Source organism: Phyllobacterium sp. 21LDTY02-6 (assembly GCF_023554255.2).
Taxonomy (GTDB): Bacteria; Pseudomonadota; Alphaproteobacteria; order Rhizobiales; family Rhizobiaceae; genus Phyllobacterium.
In genome coordinates this window covers 1,305,679-1,325,224 of record NZ_JAMJWD020000001.1, presented here as the reverse complement: position 1 = coordinate 1,325,224, position 19,546 = coordinate 1,305,679, and the positions used below count along the sequence as shown (strand labels likewise).

Genomic DNA, 19,546 nt, shown 5'->3' with positions numbered 1-19,546 from the left:
TCGACGGCGCACGTCGAATACGAGACGGAGAACCGCCACTACGCCCACGTCGACTGCCCCGGCCACGCCGATTATGTGAAGAACATGATCACCGGCGCTGCGCAGATGGACGGCGCGATCCTGGTCGTTTCGGCTGCCGACGGCCCGATGCCGCAGACGCGCGAGCACATTCTTCTCGCCCGTCAGGTTGGCGTTCCTGCGATCGTGGTTTTCCTGAACAAGGTCGACCAGGTTGACGATGCCGAGCTTCTGGAACTGGTCGAGCTCGAGGTTCGCGAGCTGCTGTCGAAGTATGATTTCCCGGGCGACGACATTCCGATCATCAAGGGTTCGGCGCTTGCCGCGCTGGAAGATTCCGACAAGACGATCGGCGAAGATGCGGTTCGCGCGCTGATGGCTGAAGTCGACAAGTACATCCCGACGCCGGAGCGTCCGGTCGACCAGCCGTTCCTGATGCCGATCGAAGACGTTTTCTCGATCTCCGGCCGTGGTACGGTTGTGACGGGCCGCGTCGAGCGTGGCATCGTCAAGGTTGGCGAGGAAGTCGAGATCGTCGGCATCCGCCCGACCTCGAAGACGACGGTTACCGGCGTTGAAATGTTCCGCAAGCTGCTCGACCAGGGTCAGGCTGGCGACAACATCGGTGCGCTGCTGCGCGGTGTCGACCGTGAGGGCGTCGAGCGCGGGCAGATCCTGTGCAAGCCGGGTTCGGTCAAGCCGCACACGAAGTTCAAGGCGGAAGCCTACATCCTGACCAAGGACGAGGGTGGCCGTCATACGCCGTTCTTCACCAACTACCGTCCGCAGTTCTACTTCCGCACGACGGACGTGACGGGTGTGGTGACGCTGCCGGAAGGCACGGAAATGGTCATGCCGGGCGACAACATCGCCGTCGACGTGACGCTGATCGTGCCGATCGCCATGGAAGAGAAGCTGCGCTTCGCTATCCGTGAAGGCGGCCGCACCGTCGGTGCCGGCATCGTCTCCTCGATCATTGAATAAGTCGATATTCATTATCTGACGAAGAGGGCGGTCCATCGGGCCGCCCTTTTTTGTGGCGTGCATTTGTTGGCATGCTTTGTTGCGCATGCAAGGAAATCGCGGCCAACAAATTTGCTGCAACTCACAGGAAGTCGCCGATTAGCCCTTGAAAAGGCGGCGGCTTTGTGGAATGTACGCCGCGAAGTAGGGGAGTAGCTCAGTTGGTAGAGCGGCGGTCTCCAAAACCGTAGGTCGCAGGTTCGAATCCTGTCTCCCCTGCCACTACATAGTCTGCCTGTGCACGATTGGATGGTGTATCGACAGATGTTGAGAGGAATTGACTCCGGGGACTTGCGTTTTTCCGGAATCGGTTCTATGTAACGTCAACAGACACGCGGTGCGTGAAGCTGAACGAACAGCTTTACGGGCCGTAATGGTGTGAACGGTCGATATTACAACGATATCCGATGTTTGCAGCAAAACGATACGCACGGGCGGTAAATGGCATCCAAGACGAATCCAATAACTTTCTTTCAGCAGGTGCGCGCTGAAACTGCGAAGGTCACCTGGCCTTCGCGTCGTGAGACGCTGATTTCCACCGCGATGGTGATGGTTATGGCGTTTTTTGCTGCGATTTTCTTTTTCGCAGCTGATCAGTTGATGGCATACGGGATTGATCTCATTCTCGGTCTTGGTCGTTAACGCAGGCTGACAAGAAAAATCGGGATTGGGAATTAGCAATGGCCGCGCGCTGGTATATCGTTCACGCCTATTCGAATTTTGAAAAGAAGGTCGCGGAGTCGATCGAGGAAAAGGCGCGTCAGAAGGGTCTGTCGCACCTGTTCGAGAAGATTCTCGTACCGACCGAGAAAGTGGTGGAAGTGCGCCGCGGCCGCAAGGTTGACGCAGAGCGCAAGTTCTTCCCGGGTTACGTGCTTGTCCGCGCCGATCTGACGGATGATGCCTATCACCTGATCAAGAACACGCCGAAGGTAACCGGTTTCCTTGGCTCGGACAGCAAGCCGATTGCGATCTCCGATCGCGAGGCCGATCAGATCCTGATGCAGGTTCAGGAAGGTGTCGAGCGCCCGAAGGCGTCGATATCCTTCGAGATCGGCGAAAGCGTTCGCGTTGCCGATGGGCCCTTCGCATCGTTCAACGGGACGGTGCAGGAAGTCGATGATGAGCGGTCGCGTCTCAAGGTGGAGGTTTCCATCTTCGGTCGTGCGACCCCCGTCGATCTCGAATTCGGTCAGGTCGAAAAGGTCTGATCGACGGCGGCTCGACGAGCCGCGGACCACGCAAGTGGTCATCATGGTGGGAGGTGAGGCGCCTCAGCCGGGCTTCCAAGCCGCACCACCGAACTGCAATCGCCGGTAAATCCGGCACAATAGACAAGGCAGAGTAGTTATGGCTAAGAAAGTAGCAGGCCAGCTCAAGCTGCAGGTTTCGGCAGGATCGGCAACGCCGTCCCCGCCGATCGGACCGGCACTTGGTCAGCGCGGCATCAACATCATGGAATTCTGCAAGGCCTTCAATGCGGCCACGCAGGAACTGGAAAAGGGTTCGCCCATTCCGGTCGTCATCACCTATTACCAGGACAAGTCCTTCACTTTTGTGATGAAGACGCCGCCTGTTTCGTACTTCCTGAAGAAGGCCGCCAACCTGAAGTCCGGTTCCAAGGAGCCAGGCAAGGTTGTTGCAGGCAATATCTCGCGTGACAAGGTCCGCGAGATCGCTGAAGCGAAGATGAAGGACCTGAATGCAGCCGATGTCGAGGCTGCAATGCGCATGGTCGAAGGTTCTGCCCGTTCGATGGGCCTGGAAGTGGTGGGCTGAGACGATGGCAAAGATTGCAAAGCGCGTAGCTAAGATTCGCGAAGGTGTCGATCGCAACAAGCTGTACGACCTCACCTCGGCCATTGCCCTGGTGAAGGAGCGTGCGGTTGCCAAGTTCGACGAGACCATCGAAGTGGCCATGAACCTCGGCGTTGATCCCCGCCATGCGGACCAGATGGTGCGCGGCGTCGTCAACCTGCCGAATGGCACTGGCCGTTCCGTCCGCGTTGCCGTGTTCGCCCGCGGCGACAAGGCCGAAGAGGCCAAGGCAGCCGGTGCCGACATCGTCGGCGCGGAAGAGCTGTTCGAGATCGTCAATGGCGGCAAGATCGATTTCGATCGCTGCATCGCGACCCCGGACATGATGCCGCTCGTCGGCCGTCTCGGCAAGGTGCTCGGCCCGCGCGGCATGATGCCGAACCCGAAGGTCGGCACCGTAACCGCCGACGTTGCCGGCGCCGTCAAGGCGTCCAAGGGCGGCGCTGTCGAGTTCCGCGTCGAGAAGGCCGGTATCGTTCATGCCGGCGTTGGCAAGGCATCCTTCGACGCCAAGGCGCTGGAAGAGAACATCAAGGCATTCGCCGATGCCGTCACCAAGGCAAAGCCTGCGGGCGCCAAGGGTGAATACGTCAAGCGCGTCGCGATTTCGTCGACGATGGGCGCTGGCGTGAAGATCGATCCGTCTACTGTACGGGTCGCCTAAGGCAGTCGTTTAACTATCAGGCCCAATTGCCTGATATGAAAGAATTCCAGGCCCTTCGGGGCCTGGATAGCCGGATGAAAGTCCGGTTATCCTGTCCGAGATTGCGGGTGGTTCGCCTTAATATCGCAAGAACCCGCATGAGACGTGGAAAAACCTGTTTTGTGGGCTTCGGCCCGAAAGACAAGGTTCGAACCGTAGTTGCCTTTCGCTTGCTGCCGGCTTGCCGGTACGGCAAAGGGGACAGGATCCTCGAGAGCTGTTGGTTTCAATCCTCATGGATTGCAGCCGGCGGCGCAAAGGCAACCCGATGGAAGCATGTTCGCTTTCATCAAATGGAGAGAGACAGTGGAAAAAGCGGAAAAGCGCGAATTCGTCGCGTGGCTGAATGGGGTCTTCAAGGATTCCGGTTCAGTTGTCGTGGCCCACTATACCGGTCTCACCGTTGCGCAGTTGAGCGATCTTCGTTCCAGGATGCGTGATGCTGGTGGCACCGTTAAAGTCGCGAAGAACCGCCTCGCCAAAATCGCTCTTCAAGGCACGGATTCGGAAGGCATTGCTGATCTGTTCACAGGTCAGACGCTTGTTGCCTATTCCAATGATCCGATAACGGCACCGAAGATCGCCATCGAATTTGCCAAGGGTAACGAGAAGCTCGTCATTCTTGGTGGCTCGATGGGAACGACGACTCTCGATCCGGAAGGCGTGAAGGCTCTGGCCGCACTGCCGTCCCTCGACGAGTTGCGCGCAAAGCTGCTGGGCATGATCCAGACACCGGCTACGCGCATCGCTCAGATCGTCAACGCACCGGCAGGTCAGCTTGCCCGCGTATTCGGCGCCTATGCCCGGAAGGACGAAGCGGCATAAGGCCGTTCTCGCTGTCAATATATCGAACCTTGTAAAGGAAATTGAAAATGACTGATCTCGCAAAGATCGTAGAAGACCTGTCCAACCTGACCGTTCTCGAAGCTGCCGAACTTTCGAAGCTTCTGGAAGAGAAGTGGGGCGTTTCCGCCGCTGCTCCCGTCGCCGTAGCTGCTGCCGCTGGCGGTGCTGCCGGTGGTGCCGCTGCTGCGGAAGAGAAGACTGAATTCGACGTCGTTCTGACCGATGCCGGCGCTAACAAGATTAACGTGATCAAGGAAGTCCGCGCAATCACCGGTCTCGGCCTCAAGGAAGCCAAGGACCTCGTTGAAGCAGCTCCGAAGCCTGTCAAGGAAGGCGCTGCCAAGGACGAAGCTGAGAAGATCAAGGCACAGCTCGAAGCAGCTGGCGCCAAGGTCGAACTCAAGTAAGCCTTGCGACTATCGGCGGACAGGGCAACCTGTCCGCCAATCCTGTCACCGCGCTTCGAGGGCAAAAGCGACAGGCGGACGAGAATACCCCTCTTCGGAGGGCCGGTACTTAACCCTTTTCCTGATGGCAGGCGGATGCTTTCAGGAAACGGGTTTTGTCCCGTTCATGGGGCCGCACAAGCGGTTTTAAGAAAACAGGCCAGCCTTTCTGGCATAAAGACGAGGAGCGACGATGGCTCAGACCCATTCTTTCAATGGTCGTAGGCGCGTACGCAAGTTTTTCGGTAAGATTCCGGAAGTCGCAGAGATGCCGAACCTCATCGAGGTTCAAAAAGCTTCCTACGATCAGTTCCTGATGGTGGAAGAGCCGAAAGGCGGGCGACTGGATGAAGGTTTGCAGGCTGTGTTCAAGTCTGTCTTCCCGATCCAGGACTTCTCCGGTGCTTCCATGCTCGAATTCGTCAAGTACGAGTTCGAGGCCCCCAAATTCGACGTGGACGAATGCCGTCAACGCGATCTGACTTACGCTGCGCCGCTCAAGGTGACGCTGCGCCTCATCGTGTTCGATATTGACGAGGATACGGGCGCCAAGTCGATCAAGGACATCAAGGAGCAGGACGTCTACATGGGCGACATGCCCCTGATGACGGATAACGGCACCTTCATCGTCAACGGCACGGAGCGCGTGATCGTATCGCAGATGCACCGTTCGCCCGGTGTGTTCTTCGATCACGACAAGGGCAAGACCCACTCTTCCGGCAAGCTGCTGTTCGCAGCTCGCGTCATCCCCTATCGCGGTTCGTGGCTCGACATCGAGTTCGACGCGAAGGATGTCGTCTATGCGCGTATCGATCGCCGCCGCAAGATTCCGGTGACGTCGCTGCTCATGGCGCTCGGCATGGATAGCGAAGAGATCCTTTCGACCTTCTACAACTCCTTCACCTATAGCCGTGACGGCGATAGCTGGCGCATTCCCTATTCGGTCGAGCGCTTCAAGGGCTTCAAGGCCACCAGCGACGTCATCGACGCGGATACGGGCGAAGTCGTGCTCGAAAGCGGCAAGAAGCTGACGGCGCGCAGCGCCAAGCAGCTGGCCGAGAAGGGCCTCAAGTTCATCAAGGCCACGGAAGACGATCTGTTCGGTTCCTATCTCTCCGAAGACATCGTCAACATGGAAACGGGCGAGGTCTATCTCGAAGCGGGCGACGAGCTCGACGAGAAGACGCTGAAGGTTCTGCTCGAGACCGCCGGTGTCAGCGAGATCAATGTTCTCGATATCGACCACGTCAATATCGGACCATATATCCGCAACACGCTTGCAGTGGACAAGAACGAGGGCCGCCAGGACGCGCTGTTCGACATTTACCGTGTCATGCGCCCGGGTGAGCCGCCCACGATCGATTCCGCCGAAGCGATGTTCAAGTCGCTGTTCTTCGACAGCGAACGCTACGACCTGTCGGCCGTTGGCCGCGTCAAGATGAACATGCGCCTCGATCTGGATGCGGAAGATACGGTTCGTATCCTGCGCCGCGAGGACATTCTTGCCGTGGTCAAGATGCTGGTGGACCTGCGCGACGGCCGTGGCGAGATCGACGACATCGACAATCTCGGCAACCGCCGCGTTCGTTCCGTCGGCGAGCTGATGGAAAATCAGTACCGGGTCGGCCTGCTGCGCATGGAGCGCGCCATCAAGGAGCGCATGTCCTCGATCGAGATCGATACGGTCATGCCGCAGGATCTGATCAATGCGAAGCCGGCTGCCGCTGCCGTCCGCGAATTCTTCGGCTCCTCGCAGCTGTCGCAGTTCATGGACCAGACCAACCCGCTTTCCGAGATCACGCACAAGCGTCGTCTCTCGGCGCTTGGACCGGGCGGTCTGACCCGCGAGCGTGCAGGCTTCGAGGTTCGCGACGTTCATCCGACGCATTATGGCCGTATCTGCCCGATCGAGACGCCGGAAGGCCCGAATATCGGTCTGATCAACTCGCTGGCCACCTTTGCCCGGGTCAACAAGTACGGCTTCATCGAAAGCCCGTACCGCAAGATCATCGATGGCAGGGTGACGGACGAGGTTGTCTACCTCTCGGCCATGGAAGAGGCGAAGTACCACGTGGCGCAGGCCAATGTGGAGCTCGACGCCACCGGCGCATTCACCGACGAGTTCGTCGTATGCCGCCATGCCGGCGAAGTTCTGATGGCCCCGCGCGAAAACGTGGACCTGATGGACGTGTCTCCGAAGCAGCTGGTCTCGGTTGCAGCGGCGCTCATCCCCTTCCTCGAGAATGACGACGCCAACCGCGCGCTCATGGGCTCGAACATGCAGCGTCAGGCCGTTCCCCTCGTTCGCGCCGAAGCGCCGTTCGTCGGAACCGGCATGGAGCCGATCGTCGCCCGCGACTCCGGCGCCGCCATTGGCGCGCGTCGTACGGGTATCGTCGATCAGGTGGATGCGACACGTATCGTCATCCGCGCGACCGAGGACCTCGTGCCCGGCAAGTCGGGCGTCGATATCTATCGCCTGATGAAGTTCCAGCGCTCGAACCAGAACACCTGCATCAACCAGCGTCCGCTGGTTCGCGTCGGTGACCGGATCGAGAAGGGCGACATCATTGCCGACGGTCCGTCCACGGATCTGGGCGATCTGGCGCTCGGCCGCAACGTGCTCGTCGCGTTCATGCCGTGGAATGGCTACAACTACGAGGATTCGATCCTTCTTTCCGAGAAGATCGTGTCCGATGACGTCTTCACCTCGATCCATATCGAGGAATTCGAGGTCATGGCCCGCGACACCAAGCTCGGACCGGAAGAAATCACGCGCGACATTCCGAATGTCTCGGAAGAAGCGCTGAAGAACCTGGACGAAGCCGGCATCGTCTATATCGGCGCCGAGGTTCAGCCGGGTGATATCCTCGTCGGCAAGATCACGCCGAAGGGCGAAAGCCCGATGACGCCGGAAGAGAAGCTTCTGCGCGCCATCTTCGGCGAGAAGGCGTCGGACGTTCGTGACACCTCCATGCGCATGCCGCCCGGAACCTATGGTACGGTTGTGGAAGTTCGCGTTTTCAATCGCCACGGCGTTGAAAAGGACGAGCGCGCCATGGCGATCGAGCGCGAGGAGATCGAGCGCCTGGCCAAGGACCGCGATGACGAACAGGCTATTCTGGACCGCAACGTCTATGGACGTCTGTCCGAGTTCCTGGACGGCAAGCAGGCTGTTGCCGGACCGAAGACCTTCAAGAAGGGCACGGTCGTCAACCAGGACGTGATGGGTGAGTATCCTCGTTCCCAGTGGTGGCAGTTTGCCGTCGACGACGAGAAGCTCCAGGGCGAAATCGAAGCTCTGCGCAACCAGTACGACGATTCCAAGAAGTTGCTCGAGCAGCGCTTCATGGACAAGGTCGAGAAGGTACAGCGCGGCGACGAGATGCCTCCGGGCGTCATGAAGATGGTCAAGGTCTTCGTTGCCGTGAAGCGCAAGATCCAGCCGGGCGACAAGATGGCCGGCCGTCATGGCAACAAGGGCGTGGTTTCGCGTATTGCCGCCGTTGAAGACATGCCGTTCCTCGAGGACGGTACCCATGTCGACATCGTGCTCAATCCGCTGGGCGTGCCGAGCCGCATGAATGTGGGCCAGATCCTGGAGACGCATCTGGGCTGGGCCTGCGCCGGAATGGGCAAGAAGATCGGTGATCTGATCGAGGCCTACAAGGCACAGGGCGATATCGCACCGCTGCGCACGACGATCGAGTCCATCATACCGGACAATGATCGCAACGAACCTGTTCGGAACTATGACGACGAGAGCATCGTTCGTCTTGGTGAGCAGATGAAGCGTGGTGTTTCGATCGCAACGCCGGTCTTCGACGGCGCGCATGAGCCGGACATCAATGTGATGCTGGAGCAGGCGGGTCTGAAGGCTTCCGGCCAGTCCACGCTTTATGATGGACGTACGGGCGAGCCGTTCGACCGTCAGGTGACCGTAGGCTACATCTACATGCTCAAGCTGCATCACCTGGTCGACGACAAGATCCATGCCCGTTCGATCGGACCATACTCGCTGGTAACGCAGCAGCCCCTGGGCGGCAAGGCCCAGTTCGGCGGTCAGCGCTTCGGCGAGATGGAGGTCTGGGCACTCGAGGCCTATGGTGCAGCCTATACGCTGCAGGAAATGCTGACGGTGAAGTCGGATGACGTCGCCGGACGCACCAAGGTCTACGAGGCGATCGTCCGCGGCGACGATACGTTCGAGGCAGGCATACCGGAGAGCTTCAACGTTCTCGTCAAGGAAATGCGCTCGCTCGGTCTCAATGTGGAGCTGGACGATACGCGTCAGCTCGAACAGCAGCAGCAGGCACTGCCTGACGCTGCCGAGTAAAAAGGGCAGGGTGCGCGCCCGCCGCGCACCCGCCCCGCACATGATCGGATCATGTGCGATGCAGGATTCTACTACGGGCCGCGAATGCGGCATTTGATCCAGATGGACCCGCGGCGGCGGCAATCCATCGCAAGAAAAGGGCATATCTGCCCCATGGAGAAACGGCATGAACCAAGAGGTCATGAATCTTTTCAATCCTCAGGCGCCTCTTCAGGCCTTCGATTCCATCCGGATATCGATCGCCAGCCCTGAGAAGATTCTGTCCTGGTCATACGGTGAGATCAAGAAGCCGGAGACGATCAACTACCGCACCTTCAAGCCGGAGCGGGATGGTCTTTTCTGTGCACGGATCTTCGGGCCGATCAAGGACTATGAATGCTTGTGCGGCAAGTACAAGCGCATGAAATACAAGGGCATCATCTGCGAGAAGTGCGGCGTCGAAGTCACGCTGTCGCGCGTCCGCCGTGAGCGCATGGGCCATATCGAACTCGCAGCTCCGGTTGCGCATATCTGGTTCCTGAAGTCGCTGCCCAGCCGCATCGGCACCCTGCTCGACATGACCCTCAAGGGCATCGAGCGCGTGCTCTATTTCGAGAACTATATCGTCACCGAGCCCGGCCTGACTGCGCTGAAGGAGCACCAGCTCCTTTCAGAAGAAGAATATATGATCGCGGTCGACGAATATGGTGAGGACGCCTTCACCGCGCTCATCGGCGCAGAGGCGATCCACGAACTGCTCGCATCGATGGACCTCGAGAAGATCGCCAATGAACTGCGCGAGGACCTTGCGACGACGACGTCCGATCTGAAGCAGAAGAAGCTGATGAAGCGTCTGAAGATCGTCGAGAACTTCCTCGAATCCGGCAATCGTCCCGAGTGGATGATCATGAAGACCATTCCGGTCATCCCGCCGGATCTGCGTCCGCTCGTGCCGCTGGATGGCGGCCGTTTCGCGACGTCGGACCTCAACGATCTGTACCGCCGCGTCATCAACCGCAACAATCGCCTGAAGCGGCTGATCGAATTGCGCGCACCGGGCATCATCATCCGCAACGAGAAGCGCATGCTTCAGGAATCGGTCGATGCGCTGTTCGACAATGGCCGTCGCGGCCGCGTCATCACCGGCGCCAACAAGCGCCCGCTGAAGTCGCTGTCCGACATGCTCAAGGGCAAGCAGGGCCGCTTCCGCCAGAACCTGCTCGGCAAGCGCGTCGACTATTCCGGCCGTTCCGTCATCGTGACGGGCCCGGAGCTCAAGCTGCACCAGTGCGGCCTGCCGAAGAAGATGGCGCTCGAACTGTTCAAGCCGTTCATCTATGCGCGTCTTGACGCCAAGGGCTACTCGTCCACCGTCAAGCAGGCCAAGAAGCTGGTCGAGAAGGAAAAGCCGGAAGTCTGGGATATCCTCGACGAGGTCATTCGCGAGCATCCGGTTCTGTTGAACCGCGCTCCGACGCTGCACCGTCTCGGCATCCAGGCATTCGAGCCGATCCTGATCGAGGGCAAGGCCATCCAGCTGCACCCGCTCGTCTGCACCGCGTTCAATGCGGATTTCGACGGCGACCAGATGGCTGTCCACGTGCCGCTTTCGCTGGAAGCACAGCTCGAAGCACGCGTCCTGATGATGTCGACGAACAATATCCTGCATCCCGCCAATGGTTTGCCGGTCATCGTTCCGTCGCAGGACATGGTTCTCGGTCTCTACTATCTGTCGATCGTTGCCGCCAAGGAGCCGGGCGAGGGCATGGCCTTTGCCGACATGGGCGAATTGCATCATGCGATCGGCAGCGGCGCAGTGACCCTGCACACCAAGATCAAGGGCCGCTTCAAGAGCATCGACGCCGATGGCAAGCCGACCTCGAAGATCTATGAGACCACCCCTGGCCGCATGATCATCGGCGAGCTTCTGCCGAAGCACCACAATGTGCCTTTCGACATCTGCAACCAGGAAATGACCAAGAAGAACATCTCCAAGATGATCGACACGGTCTATCGCCACTGCGGCCAGAAAGAGACGGTCATCTTCTGCGACCGCATCATGCAGCTCGGCTTCAGCCATGCCTGCCGCGCCGGCATTTCCTTCGGCAAGGACGACATGGTCATTCCGGAAACCAAGGCGAAGCTCGTTGCCGAGACCGAAGCCCTGGCGACCGAGTATGAGCAGCAGTACAATGACGGCCTGATCACCCAGGGCGAAAAGTACAACAAGGTCGTCGATGCCTGGGGCAAGTGCACCGAGAAGGTCGCCGACGAGATGATGGCGCGCATCAAGGCCGTCGAGTTCGATCCTGCAACTGGACGCCAGAAGCAGATGAACTCGATCTACATGATGTCCCACTCCGGTGCTCGTGGCTCGCCCAACCAGATGCGCCAGCTTGGCGGTATGCGCGGCCTGATGGCCAAGCCTTCGGGCGAAATCATCGAGACGCCGATCATCTCGAACTTCAAGGAAGGCCTCACCGTTAACGAGTACTTCAACTCGACCCACGGTGCCCGCAAGGGTCTCGCCGATACCGCCTTGAAGACCGCGAACTCGGGTTACCTGACGCGTCGTCTCGTCGACGTTGCCCAGGATTGCATCGTCATCTCGACCGATTGCGGCACCACGACCGGCCTTACCATGCAGCCGATCGTCGATGCCGGCCAGGTTGTCGCGACGCTCGGCCAGCGCGTTCTCGGACGTACCGCCCTCGAGGACATTCTTCATCCGGCAACGGGCGAAGTCATCGTCACCGGCGGCAACATCATCGACGAGTTCGATGTCGATGCCATCGAGAAGGCAGGCGTGCAGTCGATCCGCATCCGTTCGGCGCTCACCTGTGAGACCCGCGGCGGCATCTGCGCCAAGTGCTATGGTCGTGACCTTGCACGCGGTACGCCCGTCAATCAGGGTGAGGCTGTCGGCGTCATCGCCGCCCAGTCCATCGGTGAGCCGGGCACGCAGCTGACGATGCGTACGTTCCACCTTGGTGGTACGGCGCAGGTTGTCGATCAGTCGTTCCTCGAGGCCAGCTATGAGGGTACGGTGCAGATCCGCAACCGTAACGTCGTGCGCAACTCGGACGGCCATCTCGTCGTCATGGGCCGCAACATGGCCGTGGCCATCCTCGATGCCTCGGGCAAGGAGCGCGCTACGCACCGCGTCACCTACGGTTCGCGCATCTATGTCGATGACGGCGATACCGTGAAGCGCGGCCAGCGCATCGCCGAGTGGGATCCCTATACCCGCCCGGTCATGACGGAAGTCGAGGGCCATGTCGAATTCGAGGACATGGTCGACGGTCTTTCCGTTGCTGAAACGACGGACGAGTCGACCGGCATCACCAAGCGTGTCGTCATCGACTGGCGTTCCACGCCGCGCGGTTCGGATCTGAAGCCTGCCATCGTCGTCAAGGACAAGGCCGGCAAGGTTCTGAAACTCGCAAAGGGTGGCGATGCCCGCTTCCAGCTGTCGGTGGAATCGATCCTTTCGGTCGAGCCAGGTTCGCATGTCAAGGCAGGCGACGTTCTGGCCCGTATCCCGATGGAAAGCGCCAAGACCAAGGATATCACCGGTGGTCTGCCGCGCGTTGCCGAACTGTTCGAGGCTCGCCGTCCGAAGGATCACGCCATCATCGCCGAGATCGATGGTACGGTTCGCTTCGGCCGCGACTACAAGAACAAGCGCCGCATCGTCATTGAACCGAATGATGAGACGCTCGAGCCAGTCGAATATCTGATCCCCAAGGGCAAGCCTTTCCATCTCCAGGACGGCGACGCCATCGAAAAGGGCGATTACATCCTCGACGGCAACCCGGCGCCGCACGACATTCTGGCTATCAAGGGCGTGGAGGCCTTGGCTTCCTATCTCGTCAATGAAATCCAGGAAGTCTATCGTTTGCAGGGCGTTCTGATCAACGACAAGCACATCGAGGTGATCGTTCGCCAGATGCTGCAGAAGGTTGAGATCACCGAATCCGGCGATACCGGCTTTATTCCGGGCGATCATGTTGACCGCATCGAGCTCGATGAGATCAATGAGCGTCTCGAGGAAGACGGCAAGAAGCCGGGCTATGGTACTCCGGTTCTGCTCGGCATCACCAAGGCATCGCTGCAGACGCCATCCTTCATCTCGGCCGCTTCCTTCCAGGAAACGACGCGCGTCCTCACCGAGGCCGCAGTTGCCGGCAAGATGGATGCGCTGCAGGGCCTGAAGGAGAACGTGATCGTCGGTCGTCTGATCCCGGCAGGTACGGGCGGAACGGTCAAGCAGATCCGCCGCATCGCCGGTGCTCGCGACGAGCTCATCATCGACGAGCGTCGCAAGGAAGCAGGGGCCAGCGCCGCCAAGGCAGGTCCGATGCTGACAGATATGACGGGTCAGCCGGCCGAATAAGCCAGTTACCCCGCCAGACAAGAAAGCCGCCGCGGAGCGATCCGCGGCGGCTTTTCATTTGAAGCGGTGATCAGGATTTGGCTGACGCGCCTGGATGAGTCAGCCTTGGCGGAAGGTTGAAACCTTCGCGCCGGGCTATTCTTCGAATTCGATCAATGCCGCCTGGCCGGTGAGGGCATTCTTATAGGCCGAGCGGTGGGGCTCTTCGTCGGGTTCTTCCGTTATCGAGCCGATTTCGTGCAATTCGGCTTCTTCATAGCCCTGCGCCGCGAAAATGCGCAGCGCGAGATCGACCAGCCCATCGGTATCTTCGGTGACAAGCAGCAGGTGCGCATGTTTGGGCTCCTCGTTCTTGTCCTTCCAGACGTCGGCGACGACGAGATGAACGGTCTGGGCGTGAGTTTCTTCAGTCATGATTGTTTCCGTGCATATCTGCGATCATGGGGTTAACGCCGATCCGGCGCGGAGGTTCAGCCGGCAGTTTCCGGCGTAGCGTCGTTAACGGCCCCGCCGCTTGCGTCGCAACGGCTCTGCAGGCTCATCAATTCCCTGACCGTTTCCAATGCCTCGCGCGGGGAACGCCCCAGCATGCGCTCGGTCTCGATTGCCCGCATCCAGAGCCGCAATTGTGTTTCGCTGAAAGTGTTCGACACGTTGATTTTTCTCCTGGCGGGGGCTGGCGTTGCTACCGCCGGTTTATACAATGGCCTTGCTCGCCCTATACTTGCGATATCAGGCCGATAATCTGGCTGGCCGGCACACTTGGCTCTATGTGCTTGCTCTCAAGGCTGCTAAGCTCAAGCATGACGCTCAATTCGCGTCGTCGATAAGCTGTTTTGTTCATATTCCCTTTGCGGCCGCTGCGCCACTGCATTTCCAGGTTTTGTTTGCCATTCCGTTCAGAAGGTCTTCTTTGCCTCCACTGTAATATCGCGTTTGCCCCTCCATTAGAGGTCTTGTCCGCATGACGAATGTTGTTTTTCAGCCGGGATATGCCTATGTCTGCGCGCCGTAATTTCGCGGCGAACCTGCGAAGGCTGTGCTTGACCCGTGGAAGTATCAGCGCCGCATCGAGGCAGCTTGGCATCCATCGCGCCCAGATGGAAAAATATCTGACGGGCAAGAGCGAACCCAATGCCGAGACGCGCCGCACCATCTGCCTGTTTTTCGGGGTCGACGAGGCGCAAATCTATCAAACGCCCGATGATGCCGGCTTTGGCGAGCGGGTTGACCTGGGACATTTCAATGTGCTGGACGAGGGCCGCAAGCTCGTTCAACCGCTGCTGCGCGAGCCGGCCGCGTCAATCGCAACCGGTCTTTACTACCTCTATTTCACCATGCCGGGCCATCCGGGCAAGCTCGTCTGCGCGCTCATGGCCATCGGCCGGCGAGGCGCGGCGAGCCTGTTTCGTCGTTTGACCCATAGATCGGACGGTTATGCCGGCCAGCGCAGCCAGGCTTTTGGCGATCATCGCGGCCTGGTGGTGGAGCGCTGGGGCGCATTCCTGTTCATGGGCATCAATGCGTGCGGTGTCCACGAGCCCTCGCTGTTGCGATTGCATTGGCTCAACACGACCGATGCGATGCTCGGCGGCTATGCCATGGTGCATACGCCCAATGGCTGGTCATTCGCCTCGATCATCATGCAGCCGGTGAATTCGAGGGCGACGCTGATGGAAACGGTGCGCGCCAGCCGGTCGCGCAGCGCCGACAATGCGCTCATTCCAGGCTTGATCCACGAACTGATCGCCCGGCAGAGCGCCAATCTCATCGACTCGCTGCGACGCGAGCTTGGTCGCTGAGCTCGCCGCCAGACTGGAAATCCGGATTGCGGGTCAAGACACCGCGGACGCGATGCTCGGCGGCTATGCCATGGTGCATACGCCCAATGGCTGGTCATTCGCCTCAATCATCATGCAGCGGGTGAATTCGAGGGCGACGCTGATGGAAACGGTGCGCGCCAGCCGGTCGCGCAGCGCGGACAATGCGCTCATTCCGCCCCTGATCCACGAACTGATCGCCCGGCAGAGCGCCAATCTCATCGACTCGCTGCGCCGCGAGCTTGGTCGCTGAGCTCGCCGCCAGAGTGGAAATCCGGGTGCGATTTCAGGCCGCCACGAACGCGATGCTCGGCGGCTATGCCATGGTGCATACGCCCAATGGCTGGTCATTCGCCTCGATCATCGTGCAGCGGGTGAATTCGAGGGCGACGCTGATGGAAACGGTGCGCGCCAGCCGGTCGCGCAGCGCGGACAATGCGCTCATTCCGGGCCCGATCCACGAACTGATCGTCCGGCAGGGCGCCAATCTCATCACACCGCTGCGCCGCGAGCTTGGTCGCTGAGCTCGCCGCCAGGCTGGAAATCCCGGTGCGATTTCAGGCCGCTGGCGCCCCGTGTCGCCAAGGCATTTCGTGGCAGGGCGTTGCGAACTGGCGCGGGCTCTGCATGCCAAGGCGCTTTCTCTGCCTCCGTGCCGCTCCGGCTATACGCACTTTGGCTTCAATCGCGCTTCGGACGCAATTATAGGCGAATTCAGCAGCCGGCCTGGCCGCCACGCTGGAGGTCCGTGCCATTCAAACTGATGACAGCAAACTGATGACAGCAAATGCCTTCAGCCGGTTCGTGGCAGGGCGCCCGGAGTCTCCGGCTTACGCGCCTGTCTCTACCATGCACCGCATCGCAGATGCCAATCCGGGTTCAGAGGCCTCCATCTACTTATATCCCCGTCTCTTTATATTCCGTCTCCTTATATCAGGGGTGTTCTATGCTCCCGAAGCCACTTCGAGTCTCGGAGCATCGCCGCCGCGAGGCCTCATCCCTCGGCAATTTCGGCCGAGATCAACCTCACCAATCCTACTGCTGGATGTCCATCTCCTCGGCGGCGCAGCCCTGCGCCTGGAGCAGCGCCATTTCCAAAAGATAGCTCAGCGGGGCATTCCCGCGCGCCTTCGACATCGACACCATCCATCGCAATAGCTCCACCATGCAACCATGCTCATTGGCTTGAGCGCCCAACATGCCGTCCTCGGCTTCGGCAGGATAGCGTAAAGGAATCTCGATGCGCCGCTTCGAATCAGAATTGCTGTCCATCACGGGTCCTCATGAACGGTATTATCAGCGCCAGTCTATACACTATTCTATATATATCAACATTATATATTCATATAAATCAATTTATATGACATTAAACTTCAGAAGCTTAAGGTAATAAGCTAATTAAGCTAGGTCATGTTGTAGAAAGTGGCGAATCTATACTTTAATCCTATATTATAATATCGCCGGGCGTGGTAGCGTTCTCTTGTCACGTTAAGGAGGCATTTCATGCAGAACAAATCTCCCAAGACCATTGGCGCGAAGCCCGATCTTCGCGTTTCGATCGCTGTGCGCAAGCCGTTCATCACCGTTGGAATGAGTTTCCGTCCCGAATAGCCCACCGGCCATGCGATTGCGCTGCGCCAGGACACTCATCTTCCATATAGGCGATGACGGCCTGATAGGGTGCAACTTCCTGGGCAGGTCGGTCTTCAACTGCGCGCCAGATCTGCTTGCCTTCCTCTGCCGGCTGGAGGAATGGGCCGATGAGGGCGAGGTGGCGGAGTTGATGTCGGCGTTGGACGTCGTAGAGGCGGCGGTGATATTACGCGATCTGCTCGCAGCTGGCGCGCTCGTCGCGGAACATTCGGAACTCGCTGTCCGCGAGGCGGCGTATGCGGGCAGCTGGCGCTGGGGCATTCCGGCTGCCGCCATGCATTTCTGCGTGCAGGATGCGGATTTCATGTCGCTGCAGGAGGCGAGGGCGCTGCAGCTGGAACGTCTGAAGCAGGAGGGATCGATCGCTCTGTTCGAGGTTCACGGTGCCGAGAGCGGTGAGCAGCGTGACGCCTTGCGGCGTTCTATTATGCAATTGCCGAAAGTGCGACATTCCTCGGCATTGCTGGAGCTCATGGCGCGGCGGCGGTCATCGCGCCTTGCGTCGGGGCGGCCGTTGCAGCTCAGATCGCTTGCCGAATGCCTGTTTGCCGGATTGGGCATCACCGGGAGGATCAGCACGGCGGCGGGCGATCTGCCGCTGACGATGACGCCGTCTGGCGGGGCGCGCAATCCATATGAGGCCTATGTCTTGGCGCGCGATGTCGAAGGCCTCGAAGCCGGAATCTACCATTACTCCGCGGCGCAGCACAGTCTCGCGCGCCTGGATGTCGACGACCAGCCTGCCTATTCGCTGCTCACTGGCGGGCAGGAATGGGTGGACACCATGCCATGCCTGGTGGTGCTCTGCGCGCTGATGGATCGTACCATGTGGAAATATGTCGATGCGAACGCCTATCGCGTCGTGTTGATGGAGGCGGGCCATATAGGCCAGAACATCGTACTGGCCGCTACAGCGCGTGAGCTTGCGGCGTGCCCGACGGCGGCGCTTGCCCATTCGCGCCTCGCCAAGCTGTTCGGACTGACCAACCCTACCCACGCGCCCATCTATGCCGTTGCCATCGGCAATCGCGAACCGCACGCCGGCAAGATCCTGAACGGCGAGCCGCATGGCTAACCTCCCGCCATGACGAAGAAGCGCCGACCGCGGGAGGAGGCGGCAACGACCACAATCGCCCGAGCCGCTCGGACTAATTTATCCATGATAGGCGCGCACGACACGCGTCAGTTGCACATGGTGGGGGTGTGGCTGGGCCAAGGCTGGTCAAGCCGACGATCGCTGTGAGGGGCGCCACGCCGGCGTTGGAACCAGCCAAACGGCGAGCCGCATCTGGCTGACGTCCTGCAATGACGAAAAAGCGCCGGCCGTGGGAGGGGGCGGCGACGACTACAATCGCCTGGGCCGCTCGGACCTGATTGATCAAACCTATATTCGCTCGGGGCGATAGGTGGTGATGGTCGCACCGCTCTTCAGCCAGGATTGCATCTCAGGCGCGCACGACACGCGCGAGTTGCAGATGGCGGGGGTTGTGGCTGGGCCAGGCTGGTCAAGCCGACGATCGCTGTGAGAGGCGCTACGCCGACGTTGGACCCAGCCAAACGGCGAGCCGCATCTGGCTGACGTCCTGCCATGACGAAGAAGCGCCGGACCACGGGGGGGTGGCAACGACCACAATCGCCCGAGTTGCTCGGACCTGATTGATCAAACCTATATTCGCTCGGGGCGATAGGTGGTGATGGTCACTCCGCTCCTCGGCCAGAATTGCATCCTGGGCGCGCACGACACGTGCGAGTTGCAGATGGTGGGGGTTGTGGCTGGGCCAGGCTGGTCAAGCCGACGATCGCTGTGAGGGGCAACGCCGGCGTTGGAACCAGCCAAACGGCGAGCCGCATGGCTGACTTCCGGCCATGACGAAGAAGCGCCCGGCGCTGGAACCGATCGCCGCCGCTGACTGCACGTCGGCTGCCCCGTGGCACGGGAACTGGATCCCCAAGATAATCCCAGTGAGCGGTAACGCCCGTCGCTGGAACCGGCGGCGACCATGCCCCGCATCTCGAAGCTCATCCCTCGGACGAGGAACGCGCTGGCTGAAACGGGCTGAACGGCGAGCCGGATCCGGGCGATGATTCCCTCCGGCAGGGAATCGCCGGCCTTTGCACCCCGCTGCCGCGCGGAAAATTGTGCAATGATTGAAATATTTCTTGATTCCGGACCGCTGCGGCGAAACTATCGCTCATCGAGGCGGGCGAATGCCCCGGAAATGCTGTGTTCCTTAATAATATTTGACCTTCAGGCTTGACGAAAGCCCGGGGACAAAGTATCAGCAGCCCATCTGAGCCGATGTGAGATTGGCGGTTTCGGAGCGACACGCTCTGGAGTTCATCTCAAACAGGGTTCGTTTTACGATCGAAATGCAATTTGCAGGTCGCATGAAGCTCAGTCGGCTTCCTCTGCTTTCAATCGGGCAACCACCCGCGAGGGTGGTCTATTTGCCCGAATTCGTGCATGAGCATGGCGCTGAAACGGCCCTGACGGGCGAAGATACGAGA

Annotated in this window: 16 protein-coding genes and 1 tRNA gene; 14 read left to right on the top strand and 3 right to left on the bottom strand. The window is 59.7% G+C overall.

All coding sequences use genetic code 11. The features are described 5' to 3' along the window. From tuf to rpoC, 10 genes are all read left to right on the top strand, one after another. Nucleotides 1-1,002: elongation factor Tu (gene tuf, locus M8997_RS06460; RefSeq protein ID WP_252597188.1), on the top strand; the 1,002-nt coding region annotated here is incomplete at its 5' end. Between the two features lie 185 nt (nucleotides 1,003-1,187). Next, nucleotides 1,188-1,263 (top strand) — tRNA-Trp (locus M8997_RS06455). Nucleotides 1,264-1,482: 219 nt separating this feature from the next. Then, on the top strand, nucleotides 1,483-1,683 hold the full coding sequence (gene secE / locus M8997_RS06450) for a preprotein translocase subunit SecE (protein WP_250020275.1): 201 nt from the start codon (nucleotides 1,483-1,485) through the stop codon (nucleotides 1,681-1,683). Between the two features lie 38 nt (nucleotides 1,684-1,721). After that, the gene (gene nusG, locus M8997_RS06445) at nucleotides 1,722-2,252 is read left to right on the top strand and encodes a transcription termination/antitermination protein NusG (RefSeq protein WP_250020276.1); all 531 of its coding nucleotides are present in this window, start codon (nucleotides 1,722-1,724) and stop codon (nucleotides 2,250-2,252) included. A gap of 139 nt (nucleotides 2,253-2,391) precedes the next feature. Further along, nucleotides 2,392-2,820: a 50S ribosomal protein L11 gene (rplK, locus tag M8997_RS06440; protein ID WP_250020277.1), complete on the top strand. Its 429-nt coding sequence runs from the start codon at nucleotides 2,392-2,394 to the stop codon at nucleotides 2,818-2,820. 4 nt (nucleotides 2,821-2,824) lie between these two features. Continuing rightward, nucleotides 2,825-3,523, top strand: a complete 699-nt coding sequence (gene rplA / locus M8997_RS06435) for a 50S ribosomal protein L1 (protein WP_250020278.1) — start codon at nucleotides 2,825-2,827, stop codon at nucleotides 3,521-3,523. Nucleotides 3,524-3,868: 345 nt separating this feature from the next. Continuing rightward, nucleotides 3,869-4,387 (top strand): 50S ribosomal protein L10, encoded by a 519-nt coding sequence (gene rplJ, locus M8997_RS06430; protein WP_250020279.1) that lies wholly within the window; start codon nucleotides 3,869-3,871, stop codon nucleotides 4,385-4,387. Between the two features lie 47 nt (nucleotides 4,388-4,434). Then, nucleotides 4,435-4,815: a 50S ribosomal protein L7/L12 gene (gene rplL / locus M8997_RS06425; RefSeq protein ID WP_250020280.1), complete on the top strand. Its 381-nt coding sequence runs from the start codon at nucleotides 4,435-4,437 to the stop codon at nucleotides 4,813-4,815. A 232-nt stretch (nucleotides 4,816-5,047) separates the two neighbouring features. Continuing rightward, nucleotides 5,048-9,190 (top strand): DNA-directed RNA polymerase subunit beta, encoded by a 4,143-nt coding sequence (rpoB, locus tag M8997_RS06420; protein ID WP_250020281.1) that lies wholly within the window; start codon nucleotides 5,048-5,050, stop codon nucleotides 9,188-9,190. 166 nt (nucleotides 9,191-9,356) lie between these two features. After that, nucleotides 9,357-13,565, top strand: coding sequence for a DNA-directed RNA polymerase subunit beta' (rpoC, locus tag M8997_RS06415; protein ID WP_250020282.1), 4,209 nt, complete (start codon nucleotides 9,357-9,359; stop codon nucleotides 13,563-13,565). Between the two features lie 135 nt (nucleotides 13,566-13,700). On the opposite strand, the gene M8997_RS06410 is transcribed toward rpoC, so the two are convergent. Next, nucleotides 13,701-13,979, bottom strand: coding sequence for a hypothetical protein (locus tag M8997_RS06410; RefSeq protein WP_250020283.1), 279 nt, complete (start codon nucleotides 13,977-13,979; stop codon nucleotides 13,701-13,703). 56 nt (nucleotides 13,980-14,035) lie between these two features. Beyond that, a complete protein-coding gene (locus M8997_RS06405; RefSeq protein WP_250020284.1) occupies nucleotides 14,036-14,218 on the bottom strand; it encodes a hypothetical protein in 183 nt (60 codons plus the stop codon). 390 nt (nucleotides 14,219-14,608) lie between these two features. On the opposite strand from M8997_RS06405, the gene M8997_RS06400 reads away from it, so the two are divergent. The 3 genes from M8997_RS06400 to M8997_RS06390 are packed head-to-tail and all read left to right on the top strand — an operon-like array spanning nucleotide 14,609 to nucleotide 15,909. Continuing rightward, entirely contained in the window at nucleotides 14,609-15,367 is a 759-nt protein-coding gene (locus tag M8997_RS06400; protein ID WP_252597187.1) for a helix-turn-helix transcriptional regulator, read from the top strand. Next, on the top strand, nucleotides 15,357-15,638 hold the full coding sequence (locus tag M8997_RS06395; RefSeq protein WP_252597186.1) for a hypothetical protein: 282 nt from the start codon (nucleotides 15,357-15,359) through the stop codon (nucleotides 15,636-15,638). Before M8997_RS06400 ends, M8997_RS06395 begins: the two co-directional genes overlap by 11 nt. Nucleotides 15,639-15,663: 25 nt before the next feature. Continuing rightward, nucleotides 15,664-15,909 carry a hypothetical protein gene (locus tag M8997_RS06390; protein ID WP_252597185.1) on the top strand — a complete coding sequence of 82 codons (246 nt, stop codon included), beginning with the start codon at nucleotides 15,664-15,666 and terminating at the stop codon, nucleotides 15,907-15,909. 511 nt (nucleotides 15,910-16,420) lie between these two features. Here the strand turns inward: M8997_RS06390 and M8997_RS06385 are convergent. Beyond that, entirely contained in the window at nucleotides 16,421-16,657 is a 237-nt protein-coding gene (locus tag M8997_RS06385) for a hypothetical protein (RefSeq protein ID WP_250020286.1), read from the bottom strand. A gap of 349 nt (nucleotides 16,658-17,006) precedes the next feature. Between M8997_RS06385 and M8997_RS06380 the strand changes: the two genes are divergently transcribed. Beyond that, nucleotides 17,007-18,113, top strand: a complete 1,107-nt coding sequence (locus M8997_RS06380; protein ID WP_250020287.1) for a SagB/ThcOx family dehydrogenase — start codon at nucleotides 17,007-17,009, stop codon at nucleotides 18,111-18,113. The last annotated feature ends 1,433 nt before the right edge of the window (nucleotides 18,114-19,546 follow it).

Bases quoted from the DNA above. Each gene is read 5' to 3' on its own strand.
- secE (WP_250020275.1), top strand. From the start codon at position 1,483: ATGGCATCCAAGACGAATCCAATAACTTTCTTTCAGCAGGTGCGCGCT.
- nusG (WP_250020276.1), top strand. From the start codon at position 1,722: ATGGCCGCGCGCTGGTATATCGTTCACGCCTATTCGAATTTTGAAAAG.
- rplK (WP_250020277.1), top strand. From the start codon at position 2,392: ATGGCTAAGAAAGTAGCAGGCCAGCTCAAGCTGCAGGTTTCGGCAGGA.
- rplA (WP_250020278.1), top strand. From the start codon at position 2,825: ATGGCAAAGATTGCAAAGCGCGTAGCTAAGATTCGCGAAGGTGTCGAT.
- rplL (WP_250020280.1), top strand. From the start codon at position 4,435: ATGACTGATCTCGCAAAGATCGTAGAAGACCTGTCCAACCTGACCGTT.
- rpoB (WP_250020281.1), top strand. From the start codon at position 5,048: ATGGCTCAGACCCATTCTTTCAATGGTCGTAGGCGCGTACGCAAGTTT.
- rpoC (WP_250020282.1), top strand. From the start codon at position 9,357: ATGAACCAAGAGGTCATGAATCTTTTCAATCCTCAGGCGCCTCTTCAG.
- M8997_RS06410 (WP_250020283.1), bottom strand. From the start codon at position 13,979: ATGACTGAAGAAACTCACGCCCAGACCGTTCATCTCGTCGTCGCCGAC.
- M8997_RS06385 (WP_250020286.1), bottom strand. From the start codon at position 16,657: ATGGACAGCAATTCTGATTCGAAGCGGCGCATCGAGATTCCTTTACGC.
- M8997_RS06380 (WP_250020287.1), top strand. From the start codon at position 17,007: ATGCGATTGCGCTGCGCCAGGACACTCATCTTCCATATAGGCGATGAC.